At 43.3% G+C, this 24,536-nt stretch carries 21 protein-coding genes; 6 read left to right on the top strand and 15 right to left on the bottom strand.

Annotated elements, in window-relative coordinates; all coding sequences use genetic code 11:
- Positions 1-247 precede the first annotated feature (247 nt).
- From FFM84_RS16380 to FFM84_RS00720, 4 genes are all read right to left on the bottom strand, one after another.
- A complete protein-coding gene (locus FFM84_RS16380) occupies positions 248-370 on the bottom strand; it encodes a hypothetical protein (protein WP_130845999.1) in 123 nt (40 codons plus the stop codon).
- A 105-nt stretch (positions 371-475) separates the two neighbouring features.
- Positions 476-943, bottom strand: a complete 468-nt coding sequence (locus FFM84_RS00730) for an arginine repressor (RefSeq protein WP_130846000.1) — start codon at positions 941-943, stop codon at positions 476-478.
- Between the two features lie 137 nt (positions 944-1,080).
- On the bottom strand, positions 1,081-2,211 hold the full coding sequence (locus FFM84_RS00725; protein WP_130846001.1) for an aminotransferase: 1,131 nt from the start codon (positions 2,209-2,211) through the stop codon (positions 1,081-1,083).
- Between the two features lie 70 nt (positions 2,212-2,281).
- Positions 2,282-2,890, bottom strand: coding sequence for a LysE/ArgO family amino acid transporter (locus FFM84_RS00720; RefSeq protein WP_130846002.1), 609 nt, complete (start codon positions 2,888-2,890; stop codon positions 2,282-2,284).
- A gap of 153 nt (positions 2,891-3,043) precedes the next feature.
- Between FFM84_RS00720 and FFM84_RS00715 the strand changes: the two genes are divergently transcribed.
- From FFM84_RS00715 to FFM84_RS00705, 3 genes are all read left to right on the top strand, one after another.
- Positions 3,044-4,489 (top strand): aminotransferase-like domain-containing protein, encoded by a 1,446-nt coding sequence (locus tag FFM84_RS00715; RefSeq protein WP_130846003.1) that lies wholly within the window; start codon positions 3,044-3,046, stop codon positions 4,487-4,489.
- Positions 4,490-4,649: 160 nt separating this feature from the next.
- Positions 4,650-5,822: an MFS transporter gene (locus tag FFM84_RS00710; protein WP_130846771.1), complete on the top strand. Its 1,173-nt coding sequence runs from the start codon at positions 4,650-4,652 to the stop codon at positions 5,820-5,822.
- Positions 5,823-6,414: 592 nt separating this feature from the next.
- A complete protein-coding gene (locus FFM84_RS00705; RefSeq protein WP_130846005.1) occupies positions 6,415-7,584 on the top strand; it encodes an MFS transporter in 1,170 nt (389 codons plus the stop codon).
- Between the two features lie 615 nt (positions 7,585-8,199).
- Here the strand turns inward: FFM84_RS00705 and FFM84_RS00700 are convergent.
- The 4 genes from FFM84_RS00700 to FFM84_RS00685 form a co-directional block, all read right to left on the bottom strand.
- Positions 8,200-9,111: an SDR family oxidoreductase gene (locus tag FFM84_RS00700; RefSeq protein WP_130846006.1), complete on the bottom strand. Its 912-nt coding sequence runs from the start codon at positions 9,109-9,111 to the stop codon at positions 8,200-8,202.
- A gap of 86 nt (positions 9,112-9,197) precedes the next feature.
- Positions 9,198-10,073, bottom strand: coding sequence for an alpha/beta hydrolase (locus tag FFM84_RS00695; protein WP_130846007.1), 876 nt, complete (start codon positions 10,071-10,073; stop codon positions 9,198-9,200).
- Complete coding sequence (locus tag FFM84_RS00690; RefSeq protein WP_130846008.1) at positions 10,063-11,265, bottom strand: MFS transporter; 1,203 nt, start codon at positions 11,263-11,265, stop codon at positions 10,063-10,065. The genes FFM84_RS00695 and FFM84_RS00690 overlap by 11 nt, the downstream gene beginning before the upstream one ends.
- Complete coding sequence (locus tag FFM84_RS00685; protein WP_130846009.1) at positions 11,258-14,083, bottom strand: family 78 glycoside hydrolase catalytic domain; 2,826 nt, start codon at positions 14,081-14,083, stop codon at positions 11,258-11,260. Before FFM84_RS00685 ends, FFM84_RS00690 begins: the two co-directional genes overlap by 8 nt.
- A gap of 141 nt (positions 14,084-14,224) precedes the next feature.
- Here FFM84_RS00685 and FFM84_RS00680 point away from each other — a divergent pair, with 141 nt between their 5' ends.
- The 3 genes from FFM84_RS00680 (at position 14,225) to FFM84_RS00670 (ending at position 17,926) form a co-directional block, all read left to right on the top strand.
- Positions 14,225-15,352: a helix-turn-helix domain-containing protein gene (locus FFM84_RS00680; protein ID WP_130846010.1), complete on the top strand. Its 1,128-nt coding sequence runs from the start codon at positions 14,225-14,227 to the stop codon at positions 15,350-15,352.
- Positions 15,353-15,570: 218 nt separating this feature from the next.
- Entirely contained in the window at positions 15,571-16,326 is a 756-nt protein-coding gene (locus tag FFM84_RS00675) for an ABC transporter ATP-binding protein (RefSeq protein ID WP_130846011.1), read from the top strand.
- A gap of 1 nt (position 16,327) precedes the next feature.
- Entirely contained in the window at positions 16,328-17,926 is a 1,599-nt protein-coding gene (locus FFM84_RS00670) for an ABC transporter permease (protein WP_130846012.1), read from the top strand.
- A gap of 257 nt (positions 17,927-18,183) precedes the next feature.
- On the opposite strand, the gene FFM84_RS00665 is transcribed toward FFM84_RS00670, so the two are convergent.
- From FFM84_RS00665 to FFM84_RS00635, 7 genes are all read right to left on the bottom strand, one after another.
- Positions 18,184-19,335 carry an MFS transporter gene (locus tag FFM84_RS00665; RefSeq protein ID WP_130846013.1) on the bottom strand — a complete coding sequence of 384 codons (1,152 nt, stop codon included), beginning with the start codon at positions 19,333-19,335 and terminating at the stop codon, positions 18,184-18,186.
- Between the two features lie 8 nt (positions 19,336-19,343).
- Positions 19,344-20,762, bottom strand: coding sequence for a 6-phospho-beta-glucosidase (locus tag FFM84_RS00660; protein ID WP_130846014.1), 1,419 nt, complete (start codon positions 20,760-20,762; stop codon positions 19,344-19,346).
- Positions 20,755-21,660, bottom strand: coding sequence for an ROK family protein (locus FFM84_RS00655; protein WP_225425327.1), 906 nt, complete (start codon positions 21,658-21,660; stop codon positions 20,755-20,757). Before FFM84_RS00655 ends, FFM84_RS00660 begins: the two co-directional genes overlap by 8 nt.
- Before the next feature lie 190 nt (positions 21,661-21,850).
- Complete coding sequence (locus FFM84_RS00650) at positions 21,851-22,378, bottom strand: hypothetical protein (protein ID WP_130846016.1); 528 nt, start codon at positions 22,376-22,378, stop codon at positions 21,851-21,853.
- A gap of 34 nt (positions 22,379-22,412) precedes the next feature.
- Complete coding sequence (locus FFM84_RS00645; RefSeq protein ID WP_130846017.1) at positions 22,413-22,940, bottom strand: hypothetical protein; 528 nt, start codon at positions 22,938-22,940, stop codon at positions 22,413-22,415.
- A gap of 11 nt (positions 22,941-22,951) precedes the next feature.
- Complete coding sequence (locus tag FFM84_RS00640) at positions 22,952-23,341, bottom strand: hypothetical protein (protein ID WP_130846018.1); 390 nt, start codon at positions 23,339-23,341, stop codon at positions 22,952-22,954.
- A gap of 184 nt (positions 23,342-23,525) precedes the next feature.
- A complete protein-coding gene (locus tag FFM84_RS00635) occupies positions 23,526-24,464 on the bottom strand; it encodes a DMT family transporter (protein WP_130846019.1) in 939 nt (312 codons plus the stop codon).
- Positions 24,465-24,536: the final 72 nt, after the last annotated feature.

Below are 24,536 nucleotides of genomic sequence, written 5' to 3'. Positions count from 1 at the left end.
AAATCTGAAATAATTACAACTAATGTCCCCGAAAGTGAGTTCAAATTGGGCCCAGCCGTGGAGGTCTCTTAGCGGTTTTACCGCTTAGAGACCAGCGCTTTTGAAACGTGGTTTTTACGGTTCAAAACGAAGGTTAAGACCGCCTTTTGGCTTAACCTGTCTGCCACAGCGTTCCGGCCCGAATTTAACGAACGGTCTGCGGTTCAGCAACAATCAAAAAAGCCTGAGACGATTTGGTCTCAAGCCTTTATTTCCGACGGACGCCCCGCCGATTAGCATTCAAATCATTTTGTTGCTTGCGAAATTTTTCAAAAGTCGCATCACGTTTGGCTTGATTTTTACGATCAGTCTTTTTCTTCGTATATTTCATCACAGTCACCTGCTTTTCATTCAATTATTATGTCCCTTAACTATACCGTTAAACTTGGCTGAATGCAAAAAAGTCATCCATCATGGCATGACTTTCATTTTGACTTTAAAGATCATCTTCAGTACGAATATGTTGTAATAATAACTCATGAAATTCCGTGGCAACAGCGACACTAGGGCTCACCACAAAAATCGTATCATGACCCGCTAAAGTCCCACTGACAGCGGGTAAATTCAAATCATCAATAATCGCCGCTAACAAGTTCCCATTACTTGGTAGCGTATGGATAATGTTCATGAATTCCACACGATCAACACCGGTAACGACATCGTGTAAGCTCTCAAATAAACGATCTTGTTCATTTTTACTATTCGCTTTAAAAATCGTGTATCGAGCATGACCGGTTTCATCTGGTGACTTCACAATCTGCATGTCGCGAATATCCCGTGAGATGGTGGCTTGGGTTGCCGTAATTCCTTTGGCCTTTAGTTGGGCCATCAATTCTTCTTGGGTGGCGATTGGGGATTGGTTGATAATTTCTTCAATGGCCGCCTGACGCTCTGATTTTTTCATCGGCGCGACCTCCTCGCTCAAATTATGAATACATTATAGCAAATATTCATCATTCAAACTACGGTCCAACCTAAAAAAGCACACTTTCACGTCAGTTGTGACGGAAAATATGCTAACTGTTGCATAACTATGCGTCTTTAATGGGTTGGTTCGTCATATTGCCGTAAAAATCCGCTCAGCAGTTTCAAGCCACGTTCTAACGTTTCCGTCTGCGTGCAATAGCCTAACCGTACGTGACCAGGAATATCAAAACGCACACCTGGAACTAGCAAGACACCTGTTTTCGCCAACAATTGCTTACAAAATGTCTCATCATCCACAGGCACATCAAGTTTCAGACAAGAAACTGAAATACCTTGTGGCGCAATCAAGCTCACGCGTGGTTCTTGTGCCGCCCAGTCCAAATAAATCTTAGCATTACGGGCAACAATCTGACGATTTCGTGCCAAGATTTGATCACGGTGTTGCAAAATCAACACCGCCAATTGGTCGTTAAAGACCCCACCACAAATCATCGTGTAATCACGATACTTACGGAAAATATCCGCTAACTCACGTGATGGCGTGGCCACCCAACCAATCCGGACGCCAGGCGCTGAATAGGTTTTTGACAAGCTATTCGTGGCAATCCCTTTGTCATAAAGATCAGCAATCGACACGAACGGCGTGCCATCAAGCGGTTCATAAACTTCATCAACTAACACGTAGGCCCCGACTGACTTAGCGATGGCAACGACTTGCTTCAAAAAGGCTTCGTCTAACAAACAGCCAGTGGGGTTCGCTGCATTATTCAATAAAATCATTTTAGTGTCGGGTCGGATTAATTGTTTAAGTTCGGCAATATCCGGCAACCAGTCTTGAGATTCTTGGAGATGCCAATAATCAACCGTTGCGCCAAGCGATTTCGGAATATCATATAATTGTTGATACGTTGGATACAAGGCAATCACATGATCATTAGGTTCCACTAAACTGTAAATAGCCAAGTGATTGGCCCCAGTAGCGCCGTTCGTCTGCAACACATTAGCCGCGGGTACTTGCGTATATAACCCACTCACTAACTGTTTAAAGGCTGGTGAGCCTTCAATCCAACCATAATTTAATTTACTTTGATTTAATTGTTGATAAAACTGTTGACCATGATGGCCATCTAAAGCCGTTACTTCAGCCATTGTTAGGGCTGCAATCGAGCTTTGACTAATATCGGTCGTCGCCGTCGTCTCATATTCATTCAACCACGCTTCAACGCCAAAACCGGCAATTTTCATTGTCCTAATCGTTCCTTCCTCTAAAAAAGTCCAATAGGATTAGCATACCGATTATATCGTTCTAGTGCAATTAGATTTTAGTGACAAACGTCGCCAATAATTTAACCCCATACAAAATAATTACCGCGCCACAAACCCGATTGATCCATAACAAAACGCGTGGTTGCATCAAATGTTTAAACTTACTAATGACACCAGTTAGGCCAATAAACCAAATAATCGAGGCTATGATCACCCCCATCATAAAGAAATGCGTCAAGTTAGTTGGCAATGAAACCCGGAAAGCGGCTAATAACACCGAACCATCGATCAAGGCTTGTGGATTCAACCAAGCTACTGAAAATGCCGTAATAATGGCCGTTTTATATGAAAAATTCGTATCCATCGTGTCCATGGCGGCTTCTTTTTGCTTTAACAAACTCCAGCCAATATAAAAAACTAATAAGCTCCCAACCAGTAAGACCGTCAATTCAAGCCATGGCGTACTTTGTAAAATTTTACCAACGCCATAGAAGCAAGCTAATGATAATGAGGTATCGAATAAAATCACAATCAAGGCCACCCGAATCGCCCGTTTCAATGGTTGTTCAATCGCCGTCGACACCACGAATAAGTTCTGCATCCCAATCGGCGCGATATACACAAACCCGAATAATAACCCTTGTAAAAATACTTGCATCAATTTCACAACTCCTATCCAACCAGTTCACCCTAAGATATTTCCTGTAAGCAATACTGGCTTTAATTCATGAAACGATTATAATAAAAATCAACATGGTTGTAGCCAACCAATTTCAACTTTTATCACCAACCATTTTTGGAGGGATTCTTAATGAGTACCATACATATTAATTGGCAGCCAGATAAAACGGCTAGTACGCCAATTTACCAACAAATCACGAATTATTTCCAACATGCCATTGCTAGCGGTGATTGGCCAGTTGGAACTAAACTGCCTGCCCAACGCAAACTAGCGGAACAATTTGGTGTCAATCGTAGCACCTTAATTACCGCCCTAGATGAACTGATCGCAGTCGGGCTCATCACTAGTACACCGGGATCTGGAATGACGGTCTCTGGTAATCACTGGTCCAGTCTATTAGCGGAACACGTCAATTGGTCTCAATATGTAAAAGCCGGCCAATTTAAGCCCAACCCGCATGCTATCCAAAAGATCAACCAATTTGAAACCGATGCCGTCATTCGATTAAGCACTGGCGAACCGGCGCCTGATCAATTTCCACGGGCCCTCTTTCAAAAAGCATTCGATCATCTTGGCCGCAGTTTGACGAGTTTAAACTATAGTGAACCCGCTGGTATTCTAGCGTTACGTGAACAAATTGCCCGCCACTTGGTCAAAGTCGGTATTCACACCAAGCCTGAAAATATTTTAATCACAGCTGGTTCAGTCCAAGCGTTACAACTCGTTGCTGTCTCTTTGTTCCCTAAAGGTGCGACCATTTATACAGAAGCCCCAACTTACGTCAAATCGCTACAGGTTTTCCAATCCGCCCAAACCCATTTGGCTGGCATTCCGATGGATAATCAAGGGATGGCTTATTGGCAAATCACACCACCAACCGATGAGTCGCACGCGATTATGTATACCATTCCGACCTTTAATAATCCGACTGGGATTGTGATGAGTGCCGAACGCCGGCAACAAGTTTTAAAATATGCACAAGAACACCGTATTCCGATTTTGGAAGACGCGGCTTATCAAGACGTTTGGTTCGACCAACAACCACCGCAGCCACTTAAAGCTAGCGATGACTCTGGTAACGTGATTTACTTCGGTAGTATCTCTAAGTCACTGGCCCCGGGCTTACGACTCGGCTGGACCGTGGCAAGCCAACCGGTGATTGATCGTCTAACCGACGTGCGGATGCAAACAGATTATGGTGCAAGTTCATTATCACAACTTGTGCTAGCTGAAATCTTGGCTGATCCCGAATATGACACTTATCAAGCTCATTTCCGCGACGTACTTGCTAAGAAAGCCGCGGCCGCCGAAGCTATTTTGCATCATTATTGGGATGATATCGCCACTTGGCAAACACCAACGGGCGGCTTTTACTTGTGGGTCCGGCTAGCTGATCGGATTAATGTACAAAAATTATTTGATCTAGCAACTGCCCAAAACGTTCTCTTCAATCCTGGCAGTATTTACGATTTCCAACCCAACCAGTACATTCGATTGAGCTTTTCCTATGAATCAACCGAACGCTTTGAACAAGGCATTAAAATTTTGACACAGCTGATTAACGAAAATTTTTAGGCTTAATATGATAAAGGTTTGTTATAACGAAAATTAAATCATTGGTCATCGTTAATTTTAGGTTATGTGGAGATAATGCGATAAAATTAACTCGATAATTAAAAACGACTCTGAACGGGTCGTTTTTTGATTATCGGTGACCACCATAAGGAGTAGTACTTTGATCACATTCATGAACCGTAACCTCCGACTAGGTTACTTGTACACGGTCTGTGCTTATTTTGGTATCGGTGGCTTGTGGGTCATGTTCTTACAGCAACGTGGGCTCACACTCGTTCAAATTGGCTTATGTGAAAGTCTCTTTCACTTAACCGGTTGGATCTTTGAAGTCCCGGCCGGTATTTTAGCGGATCGTTTTAGTTATCGTACCATGCTTATTTTGAGCCGTTTAGCCGCGGTAGGACATGGGTTAATCATGTTAACCGCCCATGATTTTTGGTGGTTTTTATTCGGCTTCTTCTTACTTGGATGGGCGGCTAATCTACAAAACGGCACCCTAGAGGCGTTGCTCTATGAAACTTTAGTTGACGGTGACCAGACTAAACGCTATCCCCAAGTGACAAGCACAATGAATACGATCCTGAAAGTCGCTGGTATGGTGGGGCTGACTATCGCCGGCTGGCTCATCCAGCATCACGCCATGTTAACTTATCAGCTTTACTTGGTTGGTGCCGGCAGCGCCCTACTCATTGCTATCTTCTTACACGAACCGCAACAACATCAACAACGTGCCCGTCAACTAACGCTTTGGCAAATTGTCAAAGCAGCCTTCATCGGTTTAAAACGAACGCCTAAATTAACCACGTTGATGCTATTTAATGCTATTTTTATCGCCACTGGCTATGCTTATTATTCTTATTTCCAATCAGTCATGACAGCACATGGGTTTAAAAGTGCAGTGATTACAGGGATTTTGGTGGTGATTACCTTACTGAACGTGTTAAGCGTGCAACTCACGCCAAAGTTACAGCAACGCTGGTCGGCCTTTAAAATTTTACGCACCTTTTCACTAATTTTACTGACTGTTCTATTAATAACTGGTGTCAATCGTTTACCCGTATTGGTTATCGGTGACTTTATCGTTAACATGCTAATGGCAGCCATGGCGCCTTTGATGTCCAGCTATTATAACGAGCTAGTTTCAAGTGGCGAACGAGCTACCTTACTCAGCGTTAGCAGTATGTTTTACAGTATTATCATGAGTCTTTCTTTCCCAATCATTGGTTGGCTAATTGAACGCGTCGGCTTCGCCGCTAGCTTTGCTTGGATTGGTAGCGGGTTGCTCGTTTTAACGCTAATCGGTTACTTGCTTACTTTGAAATTTAAACATTAGTCTAACCGGCCACGCAAAAAAGCGGGCCGTTTTTTTGTGCCCGCCAAGCAATCACAAATTCGATTAGGTCATTATTTTCTAACTCGATCACTTATTTTATGTCCGATAGCTAAAAGCCCACTTGCTAAAGCGGCAAATAAAGAACCAATTAAACTAAAAATCTCGGCCATCATAACGCCCTCCTCATGTAAAAGCGATTATCTTTTCTATCATCTAATGTGAATTATCCTAATTTGACCACCTATATCAGCCAGTGATTCCGGCTCGATGTGGGCGAACAATAGGCGGCAAGAGCGGAGACTTTTGACACTTGTAAAAACTGCCCATTATAACTGTTATGATATTGGCATTAAAATGATAATCTGCTATAATTATGATTAAAATTCAGAAAGTGGTGAACAATCGTGCATGGCAATCTCTTAACTTGGTTAAGCCTACAACGGGCAATTATTAACGTTTTAAACGCCTCAGGGGTGAAGTCTGCCCTTTTTCCAAGTTAAAAGTTAACCTAACTCATGATGGCACCGAAAAAGGCGGCTCTTCTGAGGCGTCTTTTTTATGGCCATTTTTAACCATAAAGGAGTTTTACACGATGATCAAAACCATGACCCGGAATTTACACCGGGGTTATACGTATACCGCCCTCGCCTATTTTGGCATCACCAGTTTATGGGTGATTTTTCTACAACAACGCGGCTTATCCCTCGTTCAAATCGGCCTATGCGAAAGTATTTTTCATTTAACCAGCTTTTTATCCGAAGTGCCTTCCGGCGTTTTAGCCGATCGCTTTAGCTACCGTACCATGCTCATTAGTGGCCGTGTTGCGGCTGTTTTACACGCCATCATTATGTTGACGGCACACAGTTTTTGGTGGTTTGCGCTTGGTTTCGTCCTTCAAGCTTGGGCCTATAATCTTCAATCTGGAACCTTAGAAGCCTTACTCTATGAAAGCCTAGTGGACGGTCAGCAAACCGAGCGCTACCCGCAAGTAACCAGTCATATGAATATGATCATGGAAGGCGCTAATGCTTTAGGTGTCTTGGTTGCCGGCTGGCTCATTCATGGCTATTTAGCCGCCACTTATTGGAGTTACCTCATTATCGCTTTAGTTGCGATGTTAGTTGTCTATGGACTACACGAACCAAAAGAACACTTAAAAAGTGCACAACAGCTAACCATTTGGCAACTCTTAAAAACGGCGGCGACTTGGTTACGATGCCAACCTCGACTCGCCATGCTCATGAGTTTTCATGCACTATTTAGTGCAGTTGGGACAACGTACTATTTTTATTTTCAAGCCGTCATGACCGCTCACGGGTTTCATGGCACCTTGATTTCAGGCATCCTAATTGCCGTTGCCGTACTAAACATTATTGGCATTCAGTTGACCCCACGTTTACAGTCTCGTTGGTCCACGCGCGCTTTGTTAGGCGGATTAATGGGGTTATTGATTGGCGTCCTCCTATTGACTGGGTTCGGCCAAATTGTCATGCTAGTTATCGATTATTTACTCGTAAATCTATTAATGGCGGTCATCGAGCCTTTAATGTCAACTTATTACAACGAACTGATTCCTAGCGCCCAACGCGCTACTTTACTAAGCATCAGTAGCATGTGTTTTAGCATTGTCATGATCATCATGTTCCCGTTAATCGGTGGGGTCATTGAACGACTTGGATTCGCAGCCACCTTTAGTTGGTTAGGCCTTACTTTATTGCTCATTGGTGGCAGTGGCATGCTTCTCAACCGTTATAAAAAATAATTTCAAACAGCAAAATGCACCCACACTGGCAACTGCTAGCGGGGTGCATTTTTTAATGACAACTACTAAAGGTTGAAACTTACTTTTTAGCAATAATCGTTGATATAATAAGCATTCATCGATCAAAAGTAGTCATACTTGCCACCTACCGTTCGCCCACATTGAGCCGGAACGCTGTGGGCGGACCGGTTCAGCCAAAATGCGGTCTGAACCGTCGTTTTGAACCACTAAACCCGTGTTTCAAAAACGCCAGTCTCTAAGCGATAAATCGCTAAGAGACTCCCACGGCTGGGCTCAGTGTGGACTCACTCTCGGTTATGTTAGTGGCATAATCGAATTTAACTAGTAACAAGAAACTAACCGAAGTCAGCCAGTGATGGCGCCGGCCGTGAAAGCAGCGTTAGTCCGGGTGATTTTCCCGGACTTACGGTGTGGACGACTTTTGAGACTAGCGGTCTTAGCTTGGCTCAAAAGCGAGGTGAAAGCCCGCATTTTGGCTGGAGCCGGTCCCACAGCCGGCAGAATCACTGGCTGGCGTAGGTGACAATTTAATCCAACTTAAGTCAATGTTGGTAAGGTTTTGACCAATACATTTAACTTTCAACCTTTAGACAACTATTTAAATGATGGTTTCCCTGGTAGTTCACTCCGATAAGATTCAGCAAAAATTTGCGCAAAGTCAGCTAATTTAACATCACCCAATTCGGGACGATGTGCCTGATAGTCGGCCGCAAAATTATGATCACGTTGATAGGCAACCGTCTTCACGTATTGCTTGGCAAATTCGGCTGGAACACCCGCTGTAATCATATTATTGGTCATAACTTCATCCGTAATCTGAACGGCTTTCAAGTCTGGCATTTGTAACGCTTGGCCCAACGCCGTTGCCACTTCAACATATGTTTTTTCATCACTAGCCACATACTGCATCGTTACACCCGCAACCGGTTCCGTCAATGCTTTAATCAACACCCGCGTGACATCAATTGGGGCCACCCACGCATTGACCGTCGACAAATCCGCATTGGTATAGATTGCATGCGATTGCTTAACCGATGCCAAGTTACTCAATAAGTTGCCATACATCCCGGTAGGTCGAATAAACGTCAAATCAACGTCTGGCAAGTTCGTCGTCAATGTTTCTTCAATCAAGTGATACATATACAATGACCCGACTTCTGGTCCAAGGTCAGCCCCGATACTACTGAGGTTAACAACGCGCTTCACACCAGCAGCCTTAACCGCTTGCACGTAAATATCGGCCTGCCTTTGGGCGGCCGCATAGATATCAGCTGCCGATCTAATACCTGTCAGCATTAAATAAACCACATCGGCACCCGTAAATGTTTTCGTCAAAAACGCCACATCATCAAGACTACCAATGGCAGGCGTAGCCCCGAATGCGTTAATCAAAGTACTGCGCTGTGCATCATGACTGATCACCGTCACTTGATGACCGGCCTGGCCTAACAATGGCACTAGTGTTTGATTGATATGACCGAGTGAACCCGTTAGTACAATTTTCATATTTAGAAACCCTCTTTTTCAAGTCTGCTCATAATTTTATTTCCGTTATTGATTATAGCAGACCAGTTAGCGTTCTAAATGTTTAATTAGGCAACATCAACCTGTAAAAAATCACCGATTTGTTGTAAAACGAGCTGAGTTTCAGGCATATCAAACAAGACAAAGACGTGGAATAAATCTTGCCATGCTTTGAAGATAACTGGCACGCCAGAACTTTGACACAATTGGTTTAAAATCACTGAATCATCGTATTTCACTTCTTCAGTCCCGCAATTAATCATCAACGGTGGAAAATTCGTATAATCCCCATAAATGGGTGAAACGAGTGGTGACTTGCTAGTCGGATCTTTAAAGTAAGGCACCGGATCGCCAGCGCCTAGTAACATCGGATCACGTTCTTGTCGTGTAAATTCAGAGGTTAACAAGTTAAGTTGTGAGATAACCGGTGAAAAGACACTCACCTTATCTGGCAACGGTTTGTGTTGATCTTTTAGACTCAATGTCAACGTTAACGCCAAGCTGGCCCCAGCTGATTCACCAAACACAACGACATGTGAATAATGCTGCCGCATATAGGCATACGCCGCTTCAACATCATTTTGTGCCGCCGGATGTTGGGCTTCGGGATATTGCCGATAATCAACTGAGAACGTCTCATAACCACTCTTTAACGCGAGTTGAACCGCTAACCACCGACGGGATTTCACCGTTCCAGTCATATAGGCCCCGCCATGTAAAAACATCAAGGCTGTCGTTGACTTTTTCGCTAACCGATACCACTCGCCTTTAACTTGAGGCGTTGTGACCGCTTCCAATTTGACGCCGGCTGGCATGTCAAATGGATTCCCGGCATCCGCCCCCTGACGTGCGCTTAAAATATTAGCTGGGGTCAGTGGATCACTTTGATGAACCTTAATTGTTTTGGCAATGTCAATCGCCTGATGTGCTGCCTTACTTAGCATTTTTAGCCACTCCTTTAATCATTGCGTGATAACCTAATTTACCGTAGTTTAACCCAGCTAATGTCGCTAAAATCAATAAAATCGCAAAGACAAATGTACCCATCAAAAAGGTAAAAGCCGGTGTCGTGTTACCAGATGTTTGACTAAATAGTTGTGCAATATAAGGTGACACTAACGTCCCCACATTGGCACACGTAATCGCAACCGAGGTTGAGAATGGGACCTGTTGTGCTGAAGTTAAGTACCCGACTGACGTAACCATCGAGGCCATGAATACGGAAACCGCAATCCCAACAAAGATGACGCCTAAGCCACTTAAAAGCAATGATTGTGACATGGTCAAAATTAAGAATGCCGCAGTAGCAAAGGCTAACGCAATCGCCATCGAATAAGCACGCCAATGTTTTTGAATGAACATGAATAGGAAACCACCAGCGGCCATGGCAAAGGACATCATGCCAAGTAACGTGCTGGCATCCATGACGGTACCATAATGGCGACTCACCACTAGACTCGCAAATTTAATGGTAATAAACGCAAAGGTCACATTGAATAGGAAAGCAAAACCTGCTAAAACCCAAACCTTACCATCAACATGCTTACTGTTACTTGTGCTGACATTAGTCGTTGGTTCTTCGACTTGCCCCACACCTTTAGGAACAAAGAACGCAACTAACAAAGCGATTGGTAAGGCCACCAAATAGACCCAATAGGCGGTTTGCCAGCTAAAGTTCATCAAAACCCCAGCAAAGTAGGTGATCACAAACATCCCGAGTCCTTGAAAAACACTGGATAACCCCATCATGCGCTGTTGTTCAGCACCATCAAACAATTGAATAATCAATGATTGGGCAAATGAAGCAAGCAAGCCAGTCCCAATTCCGATGCCAATACGTGACGCAAAAATCAATCCAAAGCTAGTCGTTAAGGCTGGGGTAATCCCCGCAATCAGGATAATCACTAGCCCTGTAAGAATCGTATTTTTCACTCCAAACCGATCCGCAAAAAAGTTGCTTAATGGGGTGAAAATAATGATTCCAAGTGAGGGTACCGTCATTAATAACTCGATTAATGTCGGACTAATATTAGGAAAACTCTTCATCATCATTGGAATGGTTGCGGCGATTGCACCACCACTAACCGTAAAGATAGATAATAATAGAATTGATAATCGCATGGCTAATTTACGCATGATTAGGTTCCTCCTCTTGAGCTTGCGCTAAGGCAAAGTCAGTAAAAATCTGATTAATTTGATCAATTTGAGCCGCCGTAAATGGGGTAAAACCAATGCCCCGCATTTCTGCGCTTAGTTGCATTAACGAATAATGTTCGAAGTTGGCCATATTTCCTGGTAACGTCAAGAACTCCCAGAATGGCACGACTTGACTTAGTTTTTTGGTTAAAACCGTTTGTTGGTTATATTTAACCAATTGCGTTTGCACACTGAATTCGTTTAAAAAAGACCGTTGCGGCTGATAAGTGAGCCGATAGTCGCCAGCGGGTAACTCACTACCGTTGGCATAAACTTGTCCGTCAATCGTCCAAGTTGTCGCTCGTGGTAACCGTGCTTTGGCTGCAGCGCCGTATGGAATGGTCAACTTAACTTGTACTTGCGATCCGGTCGCGTTCAATAATTGCCAAGCGACTTTGACGGTCCCCGTTGCTAGCCGTGTTTGCCCGCTAACTTGTCGCAGTTGCGCATTGATTCCTGGGCGAATCGTGACATGTCGTGCGTCAACACCAGCTTGAATCCCAACTAAATATTCATAGGCCCATTGCATGACCGCCCCCGCTGAATAGTGATTCAATGAGTTCATGCCATTATCATTGATTGTGCCATCAGCTTGAATCGAATCCCAACGTTCCCAAATTGTCGTCGCACCGTGTTGCACTTCAGACAACCAACCTGGAAAACTTTCATTTAAAAAGACATCTACCGCTAAGTCATGTTGTCCATTAGCCGATAACGCTGGTAACAATGCCGGCGTGCCAACAAAACCAGTCGTTAAATGATTGCGATGCTTCGCGACCGCCGCGGCTAGCTGTTTTGTCAACGCCACTGTTTGATCGACTGGTACTAAATCAAAGGTCAAACACAAGGCTAATCCAGTTTGTGTTTGCGTAATTAATCGACCAGATGCCGTAAAGAATTCTGCTAAGAAAGCTTGTTTGATGTGCTTCGCTAAGTCTTGATAATAAGTCGCTTCTGGCTGCTTATGGAGGACTTGAGCCGCCTGAGCAACAATACTAGCTGAATAGTAGTAATAGGCACTCGCAATCAAATCATCAGGCGTTCGTCCTTTCAAATGCATGATATCTTCGGTATCTAACGCTAACCAATCACCTAGTTGCTCATCATCAAGCCAGAGGAACTCTTGACCATGGGTTTTAGTCCGTTGACGAATCCAATCAACCCACGAGGCCATTGCCCCAAACTGACGCGTCAAGATGGTCGTATCGCCAGTCCGTTGATACATCGTCCACGGAATAATCGTCGCCGCGTCACTCCAAACCGCTTTACCACCATCTGGCTGATCAACGGCTGGCGCATATAACGTTAATTTACCTTGATGTAAACTTTGCTCCACCGCCATATCAAAACTATACTTTGTGAAGAATTGATAGGTGTCCATGTTATAACTTGCTGTTTTTGCAAAAATCGCCGCATCCCCAGTCCAACCAAGCCGCTCATCCCGTTGTGGACAGTCAGTTGGCACGTCTAAGAAATTACTCTTTTGGCCCCATTGAATATTGCGAAACAACTGATTGACGTCGGCACGATCCGTGGTAATTTGACCAGTCATCGGCATGTCGGAATACAACGCTATTCCGGTAAAGTCAGCCGGATCAATGCTTGGAAAATCCGTTACGCGGACATACCGAAAACCAAAGTAAGTAAAATGTGGTCGAACTAGGCCGTCACGCCCATCACTAACATAAGTGAAACTAGCCCGAGCTGAGCGTAAGTTATCGCGATAAAATTCACCGTGTTGCATGAGCTCACCAAATTCAAGACTCACTTTAGCGCCCTTTGGCAAACGATTTCTAAACGTGACCCAGCCAGCAAAATTCTGTCCAAAGTCAAGCACGGTCTCGCCACGAGGCGTGGTAATCACTTGTTTTACTGGTAATTGTTCATGTGCCGTAATCGGTAAACTCAAGCGATCAACAACGTATTTACTTGGTTGCGGAAAGCTCGTCGTGGGAATTGTTGTCGCCGGTTGGGTCGCATCAAAGTCTTCACCATAATAGATACCAGCGTGGGTTACAGGTGATAATTGTGCGTGCCAACTCGTATCAGTCACCAGTCGTTGATCCACACCACCAGCATCCTGATAGTGAAGTTCGGCATTGGCCATTAATGTATTGCCGTAGACCGCTGCGGTACCGCCATGCTGACTGAGACCGATTTTGCCACGATACCAACCATCGGCCAAACGAATCGTCAATTGGTGTTGACCAGCAGCTTGTAGCAACGCGGTGACATCATAAGTCGCGACTTGGACATAGTAGTTATAATTTGTAAAACCAGGTGCTAAATACTCATCGCCGATTTTGTGACCATCTAAGTACGCTTCATATAAGCCTAACCCGGTCATATATAGTCGCCCATTTTGGACACCTTTAGGTACCGTGATGGTCTTGCTTAATTCGATTCCGTGTAGATCAGTCCGGCTCGATCCAATCCATTGACCAGCTAACGGTTGATCAAGCAGGCCGGTTTCAAACCAAGTTGTTTGTTGCCATGTTTGCTGATCTGGCGCCTTTAGTTGGACCAATACTTGATAACGCGTCCGTGGTGTTAAGGTCAAGTCCGTTACATGAAAAGTTAAATCTGAGGCGGCCTGCCACGCCGTTTGATAAACAATCCGGTCATCAACTTGAATGGTTAGGCGCCGTTGTAATTTTGGATAACTTTCCCCACTCACCAAGGCAGTAATGACTAATTCTGGTAGTTGGAACCCTAATGGTTGGTGTAAATGATTAATTTCAATTTGTGTGATTCGCATGGTTTTGACACCTCATTAAACCCTTTATTGTTTTAGAAATCGATTTCAGTAATCGCTTACAAGATTGATTATGCTATACTTTAGATAATTAATTTAGCTAATTCGGTTATTTTTTATAAATTTCAGGTAAAAGGTGATTTTATGACTGATCAAACGCGACAACTCTTAACGCAATTCCATCAAGCAACCGTCTTACCCACCTATGTATTCAACGCTGAAAACCAACTTGTCACAGTCTTTAAGAATCCTGTGACACCAGAGATCCCACTCAAGTTGCTCACTAAGTTGCCAACAATACTGCCCGCTCAGGTGAATCTATTCTTCACACCTGAACTTGGTTTAATGGGCATTTTTAATATTCACGAGCACCGGATTATTGTTTGGAATAATAACGTTTCAGTTCAAGGCAGTCCTAATTACTCTGATCAATTACCAATGACCAGTATCGATCAATTTAAAGCCCAACTGCGTTTACTCTACTTTACCCTTACAAAACACTGGTCCACTTTTTCTGAGGCACAGCTCACTCAAGTGACTCAAGCATTGGCGGTCCCTACGCGTAACCCCCGCGAAACTGATCGCGACGACCAACGTCATGCTTATTATCAAGGTTATCTAGCCGAACAACAAATGTTATTAGGCGTGGAACATGGCAATTTAACTGAATTTAACCACTACTATGTCCCATTCATGGCCGCTGGTAATTTCGGTAAACTTGCCACTTATGATCTACGTAGCAAGAAAAATATTACAATTGCGGCCACCACCCTATTCACACGAGCCGCCATTCGGGGTGGTCTTTTTGCTGAAGGCGCCTATGCCCTTAGTGACCAATGCATTCAAACCGCCGAACATCAGGCTGACATCACGAATGTCTATGAATATACGCGTACCATTGGTGAACTCTTCTTAAAAAATGTTGCTCGGATCAAACGCCAAAATCTGCCCTCAATTGTTTATCTAGCTCAAGAGTATATTTATGATAACGTGCAAACGATTAAAACCGTCGCCACCGTGGCTGAACATGTCCATACTAGTGACTCCTATTTGATGCATTTGTTCAAAAAAACCACTGGGCAGCCATTGATGCAATTCATTATTACCCAAAAAATCCAATTTGCGCGCTTACAACTCGTCTTTACCGATCTCTCAATTGGTGAACTTGCCGACATGTTAGGTTTTGCCAATCAAGGTGAACTCACACGCGCCTTTAAAAAACAACTTGGCATGACCCCCTCACAGTTTCGTCAACAGCAACGGATTTTGTAAGTCACTTTCCACAATAATAGATGTATCGTTGTCCACCATCGGCTTCTTTGTTATGCTTAGACTGATCCATAAAAAATAGACTTATCGTTAGTTTATTGAAATTACCGATTGTTGATTAAGTTGAACACTTAACGTCACCACCAACGATCAACTTACTTTTGACAATCACTGTCTTCAGTATAATTAATAATAAATGACCATTTTTGGGGGAACGGCTCATGATTGAAATTCACGATTTAACAAAACGTTACGGAAATAAAACGGCTTTGGATCACCTGACTTTAAATATTAAACCTGGGCAAATTTTTGGCTTTTTAGGACACAACGGTGCCGGTAAATCGACCACGTTAAAGAGTTTGGTTAGTATCATCAACCCAACTAGTGGCTCGATTGTGGTTGATGGCTTAAACCTTGACCAACAACGGCAGGCCGTCAAAGAAAAGATTTCGTATGTGCCCGACACGCCTGACATCTTCTTACAACTTTCAGCTAGTGAATATTGGGACTTACTAGCGGCGGCTTATAATCAATCAGAGGCTGATATTCAGCAACGTCGCGAACAGTTAGTCGGGCTTTTTGAAATGACGGCGCACGCTGATGAACCCATGGCGAGTTTTTCACATGGGATGCGTCAAAAGGCCATTTTAATTGGTGCTTTACTACCCGACCCTGATATTTGGATTTTGGACGAACCGATGCAGGGACTAGACCCGCAAGCCGCTTTTGATTTGAAGAACTTAATGAAAGCCCATGCCGCCAAGGGGAAGACGGTCATCTTTTCAACCCACAATCTCGATACCGCGCAACAACTCTGTGACCAACTAGCCATTCTCAAAAAGGGACAGCTCATCTATAATGGCTCAGTAGCTGATTTGTTGGCTGCGCATCCACAAGAATCGTTAGAAACTATCTATTTGCAAATGGCTGGTCGACCAACCAATGATCACTTAGTCGAAACGATTGAAGGTGATTAGCATGAATAAACGGCAGTTAAAAGCCTTACTGGCGGTTAATTTACGCCTAGTTAATCCACAAATCACCGATCGTCTTCGAAAAAAAGGCGCTTCCGGGAAAACACTTAGTCGAAAGCTAACACACCAATTCTATTTGAATACGATTCTTTTTCTAGGGATTTATGGCTTATCAATAGCCATGTTTAATTTGAGCAAAATGCCTGGAATGTTTACCTTTTACCTCGGATTATTCATCCTACTTGGTGTGTCACAGAGTATTTCTGGGATTTATAATGTCTTTTTTTCTGGTAATGATCTTGTTGACTATCTACCACTCCCTTTTCGTAATCAAGAAATTTTTATCAGTAAACTTTTAGTCGTTGTCTTCAATAGTATTCCATTTACCACCCCGTTATTTCTAATTTTTATGTTCACGGCGATTCGTGCGCATGTTTTCGTGCTTTTGGCAATTTTGATGGCTATGCTAATGTACGTGTTTCTCTTAGGAATTATCTTAGCGGCGTGTTCACTACTAGTCTTTGGTTTAACCAAACTAAAATTCTTCCAAGCACATCAAAAGATGGTCATGAATCTGTTGCTCGGACTCAACATGACCTTGATTATTGGTGGACTATACTTGATCAATCGTAGCTCGGCCAATGATACCGGCACTAGTATGGATCGTGCCGTCATTAAACCTTTATTTCCATTTTTTAAAGTGTTTACAACCCCAACTAGTCCCGTCAGCTTAATGACTTGGGCTGGTACGATTGCGTTGCTACTAGTCTTGTTGACGCTAACTTGGCGTTTAGTCTTAACTCACTTGGTCGAACAATTAACCCAAGTCAACAACGCGCTAGGCAGTACCCATACCACTCATCGGGCCGGTCACCATCGTAATCTTAATCAGGGGTTACGTGCCTATCAGTTTCAGCTGTTAAAAGAACCCAATCTTATCCTGCAACTCTTTAGTAACTCGGTGCTCCTGCCGTTAGTGTTTGTCATGACGTTTCTTTTTTCGGGATCAACCACTAATTTGAGTCACCTTTCCTTAAATTGGTTAGGCGTTTTATTTGTTGGTGGACTGGCCGTCGCTGCATTCACTGTTAATCAAGCCTCGTTAGTTGCTAATTTAATCTCACTTGATAAGCTAAACTTTGAGTTTATCAAGGCCACGCCGATTCCCATGTCGCAATATTTACATCAAAAGTTCCAATTAGGATATTGGTTACAAGTTCTGATTAATGTCATGCTGGCGCTCATTGTGGCGATAGTTGTACGGTTACCATTTGCCTTAGACCTGGCCCTAATGTTAGGCGTTGCTTGGGGAACTTACTTATTCTCACAACACTACTTTATTCGTGATTATCATTTACGTTCTACTAATTGGACCAACGTGACTCAGCTCTTTAACCGCGGTTCGGGAAATGTCGGCCTAGTCCTCAATATGATGGTCAGTGTGATTATCAGCGCCGTGATTCTGATTACTTACAGCTTGATCATCACTGCGTTTGCTTCCATGGCATTAGCGCTAAACATCTTAGCCTTTGTGATCGTCGGTTTAATTTCAGGTGGCCTCTTATGGCACTACCATCAATCGTTTTGGCAACAATTTAGCTAAAATTTCTGGTAAAAAACTGGACTAAGCAATCATTGCTTGGTCCAGTTTTTTTAGTCCATTGACTATAACCGAGAGTGAGTCCACATTGAGCCCAGCCGTGGGAAGCTCTTAGCGATTTATCGCTTAGAGCCTGGCGCTTTTGAAACACGGTTTTTGTGGTTCAAAACGACGGTTCAGACCGCTTTTTGGCTGAACCGGTCCACCCACAGCGTTCCGGCTCAATGTGGGCGAACGGTAGGTGGCAAGTTAAACTCCCCTTAATTCATTGACGTTATCCGCCGAAACATGAATTGGCGAATAACTAGAAAACTACTTAAACTGCCTAAAATAAATAAACTGTGCCAAATGAATTGTGTTTGATTTCCCGTTGGTGTCAACCAGACCAACACAAATGATGCGCTAAAGTTAGCTAAGTTGGAACTAGTCATCAATATGGTCGTCACTAGATTGGCTTGAACCGGTAAAACAATCTGAGTAACCGTCCCAAAAACATTCGGAACAAACCAGCCAAAACTCAACCCGATGAGTAAAGCACTGCTGACTAACCACCACCGACTAGCCGGACCCAGTAAGGCTAAATAACCGCCCAACATGGCTAGGGTTCCCACTAAGCTTGTCGCTATTTGACAATGCTGTTTGACCCACTGATAGCTTAGCCCCGCTAGTACGGTCCCTAAAGACATGACAACTAGCAGCATGGCCCCGGCTGAACTGGTCCCCAACTTTCTAGTGACCATCAAACTTGGTAATTTGAGGGTCGCTAACATGTAAAACGTCATCAAGACAAATAACAACCCTGCTTGCGCACCAATCTTAACCCACTGCGATGATGTTAACGTTGGCGCGGCTTGCACTGGAGTCTTGAATGAGACCTCAGGGACATTCTTAAGATAAGCCAACATAATCGGTAGACTGATCAAATAAAAACCAAAGGCTGCCCGCCAACTAATCAAAAGCACCCCAGCAACCGCTAATGCCCCAACTAAGGCGCCCAATCCTTGCACCGCGTTTTGATAGCCTAATAAGCGTTGCCGTTGAGCCCCTTGAAATAGCCGACTAATCAAACTAACCGCTAACGCATTGTACAATCCTAGTCCGACACCCAATAACAACCGGGCCGCTAACAGCCACTTGATAGTCGGCGCGACCATCGCTAATCCGGCCGCAATGGCGACTAGACCTAGCCCGATAATCACAAGACGCTTTGATCCCCAGCGCTGTACCAAAACTTGACTCGCTAAGACCAAGACCATCATCGCAAAGGATGGTAACGTCACGACTAAATTTAGCGTGGTCGCGTTTGCTGTTGGAAACGCCATCGCTAGCTGCGGCGTTGCACTAGCCACAATTCCAGTAGTCATCGGTAGTAACGAAATCGCCAATAAAGACCCAATTAATCGTTTTTGCATCAGGCCACCTACAACTCCTGCCCATTAGTCGCAATAACCCGTTGATACCAATAAAAGGAATCTTTCTTCAATCGACGCAAACTCCCGTGACCTTGGTCATCTTGATCCACGTAAATGAAACCATAGCGCTTGGACATTTGTCCAGTCCCAGCTGAAATTAGGTCAATGCAACCCCATGGCGTGTATCCCATCACATCGACACCGTCCAAATCAATAGCTGCTTGCATCGCTTGAATATGGGCCCGTAAATAAGCAATACGATACTCATCATGAATCTGGTTATCTGCTGTCACTTGATCAACGGCGCCCAATCCATTTTCAACAATCATCAACGGTTTGTGATAATGAGCATTCAACCAGTTCAAGCTGTATCGTAAGCCGGTTGGATCAACGGGCCAGCCCCAATCACTAGCTTTAAGATATGGATTTGGAATCATCCCAGCTTCCCCAATAAAATGAGTCGGTAGTTTATCAGCTTGAATCGTGAATGAATTATAATAGCTCAGCCCAATGTAATCCACGGTACCGGCCGCTAAAGCTTCACGATCCGCTGTCGTGATATCTGGTCGATAGTTGTGCCGTTTAAAGTAAGCTTCCATATAACTTGGATATTCACCCAACGTCTGTACATCGGCAAACCAGTAACGCGTTTGCATCGCTTGTTGCGCGGCTAGAATATCTTGTGGTTTGGCTGTTAACGGATAAATCGGCGTCATATTGATCATATTGCCAATTTCAAATTCAGGATTGATCTGATGGCCAAGTTTAACGGCTAAGGCACTCGCTACCAATTCATAGTGGGTAGCTTGCAACATCAATGCTTCAGCTTCAGGATCATCTGGTTTCAGCAGCAAACCTGAATTGGTTGCCATAAAGAAAGCCTTCGTATAATCCGTTTGATTATTGATTTCATTGAAGGTCATCCAATAATTGACTTGATGTTGATACCGTTTAAACACCGTTTCGGCATAATGCAAGAAAAAGTCAATCAGCTTGCGGTTTCGCCAACCACCATAAGCCTCGATCAAATGATATGGCATTTCAAAATGCGATAAAGTGATCATCGGTTGAATGCCGTATTTTAAGCATTCGGCAAATAGTCGATCATAAAACGCTAGGCCCGCTTCATTTGGTTCGGTTTCATCACCCTTTGGAAAAATCCGTGACCACGCAACCGAGGTCCGAAAGGTTTTAAACCCCATTTCAGCCATTAACTTAATATCAGTTGGATATTGATGATAAAAGTCGATGCCATGGTGATTTGGATAATACTGGCCTGGTTGAACACCCTCAGTAATTTGGCGTTCAACGCCATGCTTGGCAGCGGTCATCATGTCGGCAATACTAGGCCCTTTGCCGTCAATATTCCAAGCCCCTTCTAATTGATGAGCCGCAACTGCCCCACCCCATAGAAAATCATTACGCATATTGTCGTTCCTCCGTAGTCAGTAATAATTGATAAAGTGCCCCAAATAAGTTGGCCTGGCCATGATAGCGGCTCGTCACAATCTCTGGTCGCGTTAACGTGTTCTCGATCATCGGACTGGCTGCTCGTAGCTGATCAAATGCCCGATTGATTGTTGCTGCAACTAATGGCTGAGCGGCGATCCCGCCACCAATGACGAATCGATCCACATCCACAACCGTTTGTACATTCTGAATCAAACCGGCGATTTGTTGACAGTAACGGTTAAAAATCGCTAAGGCCGTCGCCTGACCAGTCGTTAGTGCCTGAAAAACGGCCGGACCATCATTTTGATCAGGTAGTCCTAAAGCACTCGCAATCGCATTAATCATGCCGACCGCCGAACCTTTAGCGCCATACATATCTGTCGGCGCAAACGTTGCCCCGGCACTCATAAAGCTCAGTTCACCAGCTTGATCATGACTGCCACGGACTAATTGATGATTGATGACTAACCCACCACCAACGGCCGTACCAAGCACAAGGACCATCCCGTTATTAACCGCTTTCAAGTCACCGCGCCACAATTCGGCTAAGGTTGCCGCTTTGCCATCATTTTCAACCACAATTGGGACGGTCGTCTTCAAACAATCGGCTAGTTTCACTCCGTTTAAGAATGGGAGCATCCCACCAAACTGAATCGTTTCTTCAGGATGTTGCACCTTACCTGGTACGCTAACCGCAATGCCGTTGATAGCGGTTGCATATTGATCAATAATTGTTTGCAAACTTTGAATAAACGCTGGAAGCGACGTTTTAATCGTGGGTGTTTTCCCGACCACAATTAAGGTTCCAGCTTGATTGATGATCGCGTACTTTAAATCCGTACCACCAATATCAAAAACTAAATATTTTCGCATCACACTTCACCTCGTTAACTTGTTGATACTGGTTATTATCGTGGTTTATCGAGATACATTTTTAACTAATATCCGTTTAATTTATCTAATTAAGCTATTTTTCGAATTTAAAAAGCGCCTTGTTGTGGTGACAGCAAACGCATCACACCCAACAAGACGCCCAGTTATTCTTGATTTGAATGTTTTTTATCTAATAAAGGTAACGATCAGTTCCTGAATCTTTCTTACCTGGTGCATGCTGACTACCAAATTTGATACTTTGATCAACCGCTTCTGCAAATGGTACCGTCATAATTTCACGATACTGATTAGTGAAAGTGGTTAAATCAATCCAGTCACTGTTTTCGCCAACCATGATCTCACCGTTAACATTCTTTGCAATATAAGCCACTAAATTATAGAATCCCTTTTGATTAATTAAAAGTTCTTGTTCAAACGCGGTCATGATTGCAATCTGATTTGGAACATTCTTAACTAGATTAATCATTAACTCAGTCGAATCCCAGCCAACTTTTACCGATACCCACTTTTCCGTATAATCTGACAAAAATAGGGAAAAATCAAGATAAAATCCGTCATGTGAATCTAGCTTAATACCACCGTGATTCACAAATATCGGCATTTCACTATATTCAAATCCCCAGACTTTCTCAGCTAGCTTGATATAATCAATACTTACATTTGCTTCACTAGAGTCAAACTTAACAAAGGCAATCATTAGCTTCCTCCAGTCCAACTAGTCAATAATCTGATCAATAAAAATACCGATCCATTCCTGGTTCTTCTTTACCTGGTGCAAATTGGCTACCATACTCAATGCTTTTATCAACTGCTTCGGCAAATGGAGTTGTCATAATTTCGTGATATTTATTAGAAAAAGTAGCTAGATCGATCCAATCACCATTTTCACCAACCATAATTTTGCCGCCAATATGTTTAGCAATATAAGCGACTAAATTATAAAAACCTTTTTGATTAATCAAGAGTTCTTGTTCAAATCCAGTCATAATGACAATCTGATCTGGATTCTTTTTAACCTGACGTACCATTAAATTTGTCGAGTCCCAACTACCTTCTACCGGTATCCATCTTTTTGTATAATCTGATAAAAATAATGAAAAGCTCAAAAAGAAACCATTATTAGAATCAATACCGTAACTATCATGGTTGACGAAAATCGGTGTCTGACTATACTGAAAACCCCAAATTTTTTCTGCAATTTCTGTATAACCGATATTAACATCAACACTACTATCCTCAATTTTAACAAATGCAATCATATACTTCTCCTCTATTTTAATGACTGAGCAGCTCGATATACAGCTTTTGCCATATCCTGTAATTTTCCTTGAGTTAAATTTTTTTTCACAGCTTTTGGAATTTGTTCAATGGCATCTTTAATTGAATTTATTTTTTCATATTTCAATCTAAAATCAGGAACTTTATTTTCATTACACTGGATTTGTAGCTTTTTACCTTGTGGTTCTGCATCCACTCGATAATGTACTTTTTTTCCATTGTATTTTCCCTCAATCCCTTTTGCAAAGGTGCGACTTTCCGGTCGATCACCATTATTAAACTGAGTTGTTGTCACACCATTAACTAAGTCATTTATTCCTTTAGTCATCACTGCGGTACCAGTAACTGCCAATGTACCGTTAACTGCAATTACTCCTGGCAAGACAATAAGCACCGTTCTTCTACTAACACATTGTGATTTTATTCACTTTCAGATTATTATAGTTAAACGCTATCAATAAAGATTATTTTGATTATATTTTAATGACAAAATGATTGGTTATAAAAAGAAGCCAACGTAATCACACGCTGGCTCCTTTTTGCTAGAATTAAATTCTATATTCCTTTTAAACTAACCGAATCAAAACCACACCCACAATCATGATCACGAGTCCCACAACTTGTACCATCGTAATTGGATGTCGTTTTGCACCTAACCAGCCGAACTGATCAATGAGTAAGCTCCCTGCCATTAGACCAACTAGCACAATCACGACAGCTAGACCAGTGCCGACAATTGGTACGAGGACCACGTTGCCAAGCACATATAGCGCACCAATTAATCCACCAACCCACATCCACCATGGATTATGCGTGGCTGAGGCTGGCGTTGCCAATTGGACAGGTGTCCGTGTCACTAGCACGATCAATAATAAAGCAACAGCACCCACAAAAAATGACACAAGTGCGGCCTCTAATGATGAACCTAAAACGACACCCAAATGCCCGTTAACCGCCGTTTGTGAAGCACTTAGCATCCCAGTTAACACCCCAGTTAATCGCCAAAGCCACAATCCTGGCGCCGGTTTAGTTTCTGCAACTTGATGCCGATTAGCTAGGTAGTTGCTCAGTGCAACCGTACAAATCACACCGAGTAAGACCAACAACGCCCCTAACCCGCGTGTGACCGTTAACGCCGTCACTTTTGAGTCAAACCAGCCATAATTATCAATCAACAACCCCATCAAAATCTGACCTAAAACAGGCATGATAACCGTTTGTACGCTACCTAATTTCGGAAACAGTAAAATATTTCCCGTTAGATAAATAACCCCAAACAGGCCACCGAGCCATAGCCACCACGGTTGCGACGCAAATAATCCCGCCGAAAATAAAAGCGTATGATCTAGCGTCAATGTGACAATTGCTAAAAACACGGTCCCAATCGTAAATGACACCAATGACGCTAAAAATGGCGATCCCACGGAATCACGCAAACGCGAATTAATACTCGTTTGAATCGGTAGCCCGATTCCGATCGTTAATCCAATTAAAATGGCTAACATTTAAACAACTCCTCGTCCAATAATTTGGTGATGAAATCAGCTTACAACCTGTAGTAAGGTACTGGACAAGTT

The sequence above is a fragment of the Lactiplantibacillus mudanjiangensis genome (genome assembly GCF_005405385.1).
Taxonomy (GTDB): Bacteria; Bacillota; Bacilli; order Lactobacillales; family Lactobacillaceae; genus Lactiplantibacillus; species Lactiplantibacillus mudanjiangensis.
The sequence above is the reverse complement of the archived record's forward strand: the minus strand, read 5'-3'. Positions and strand labels throughout refer to the sequence as shown.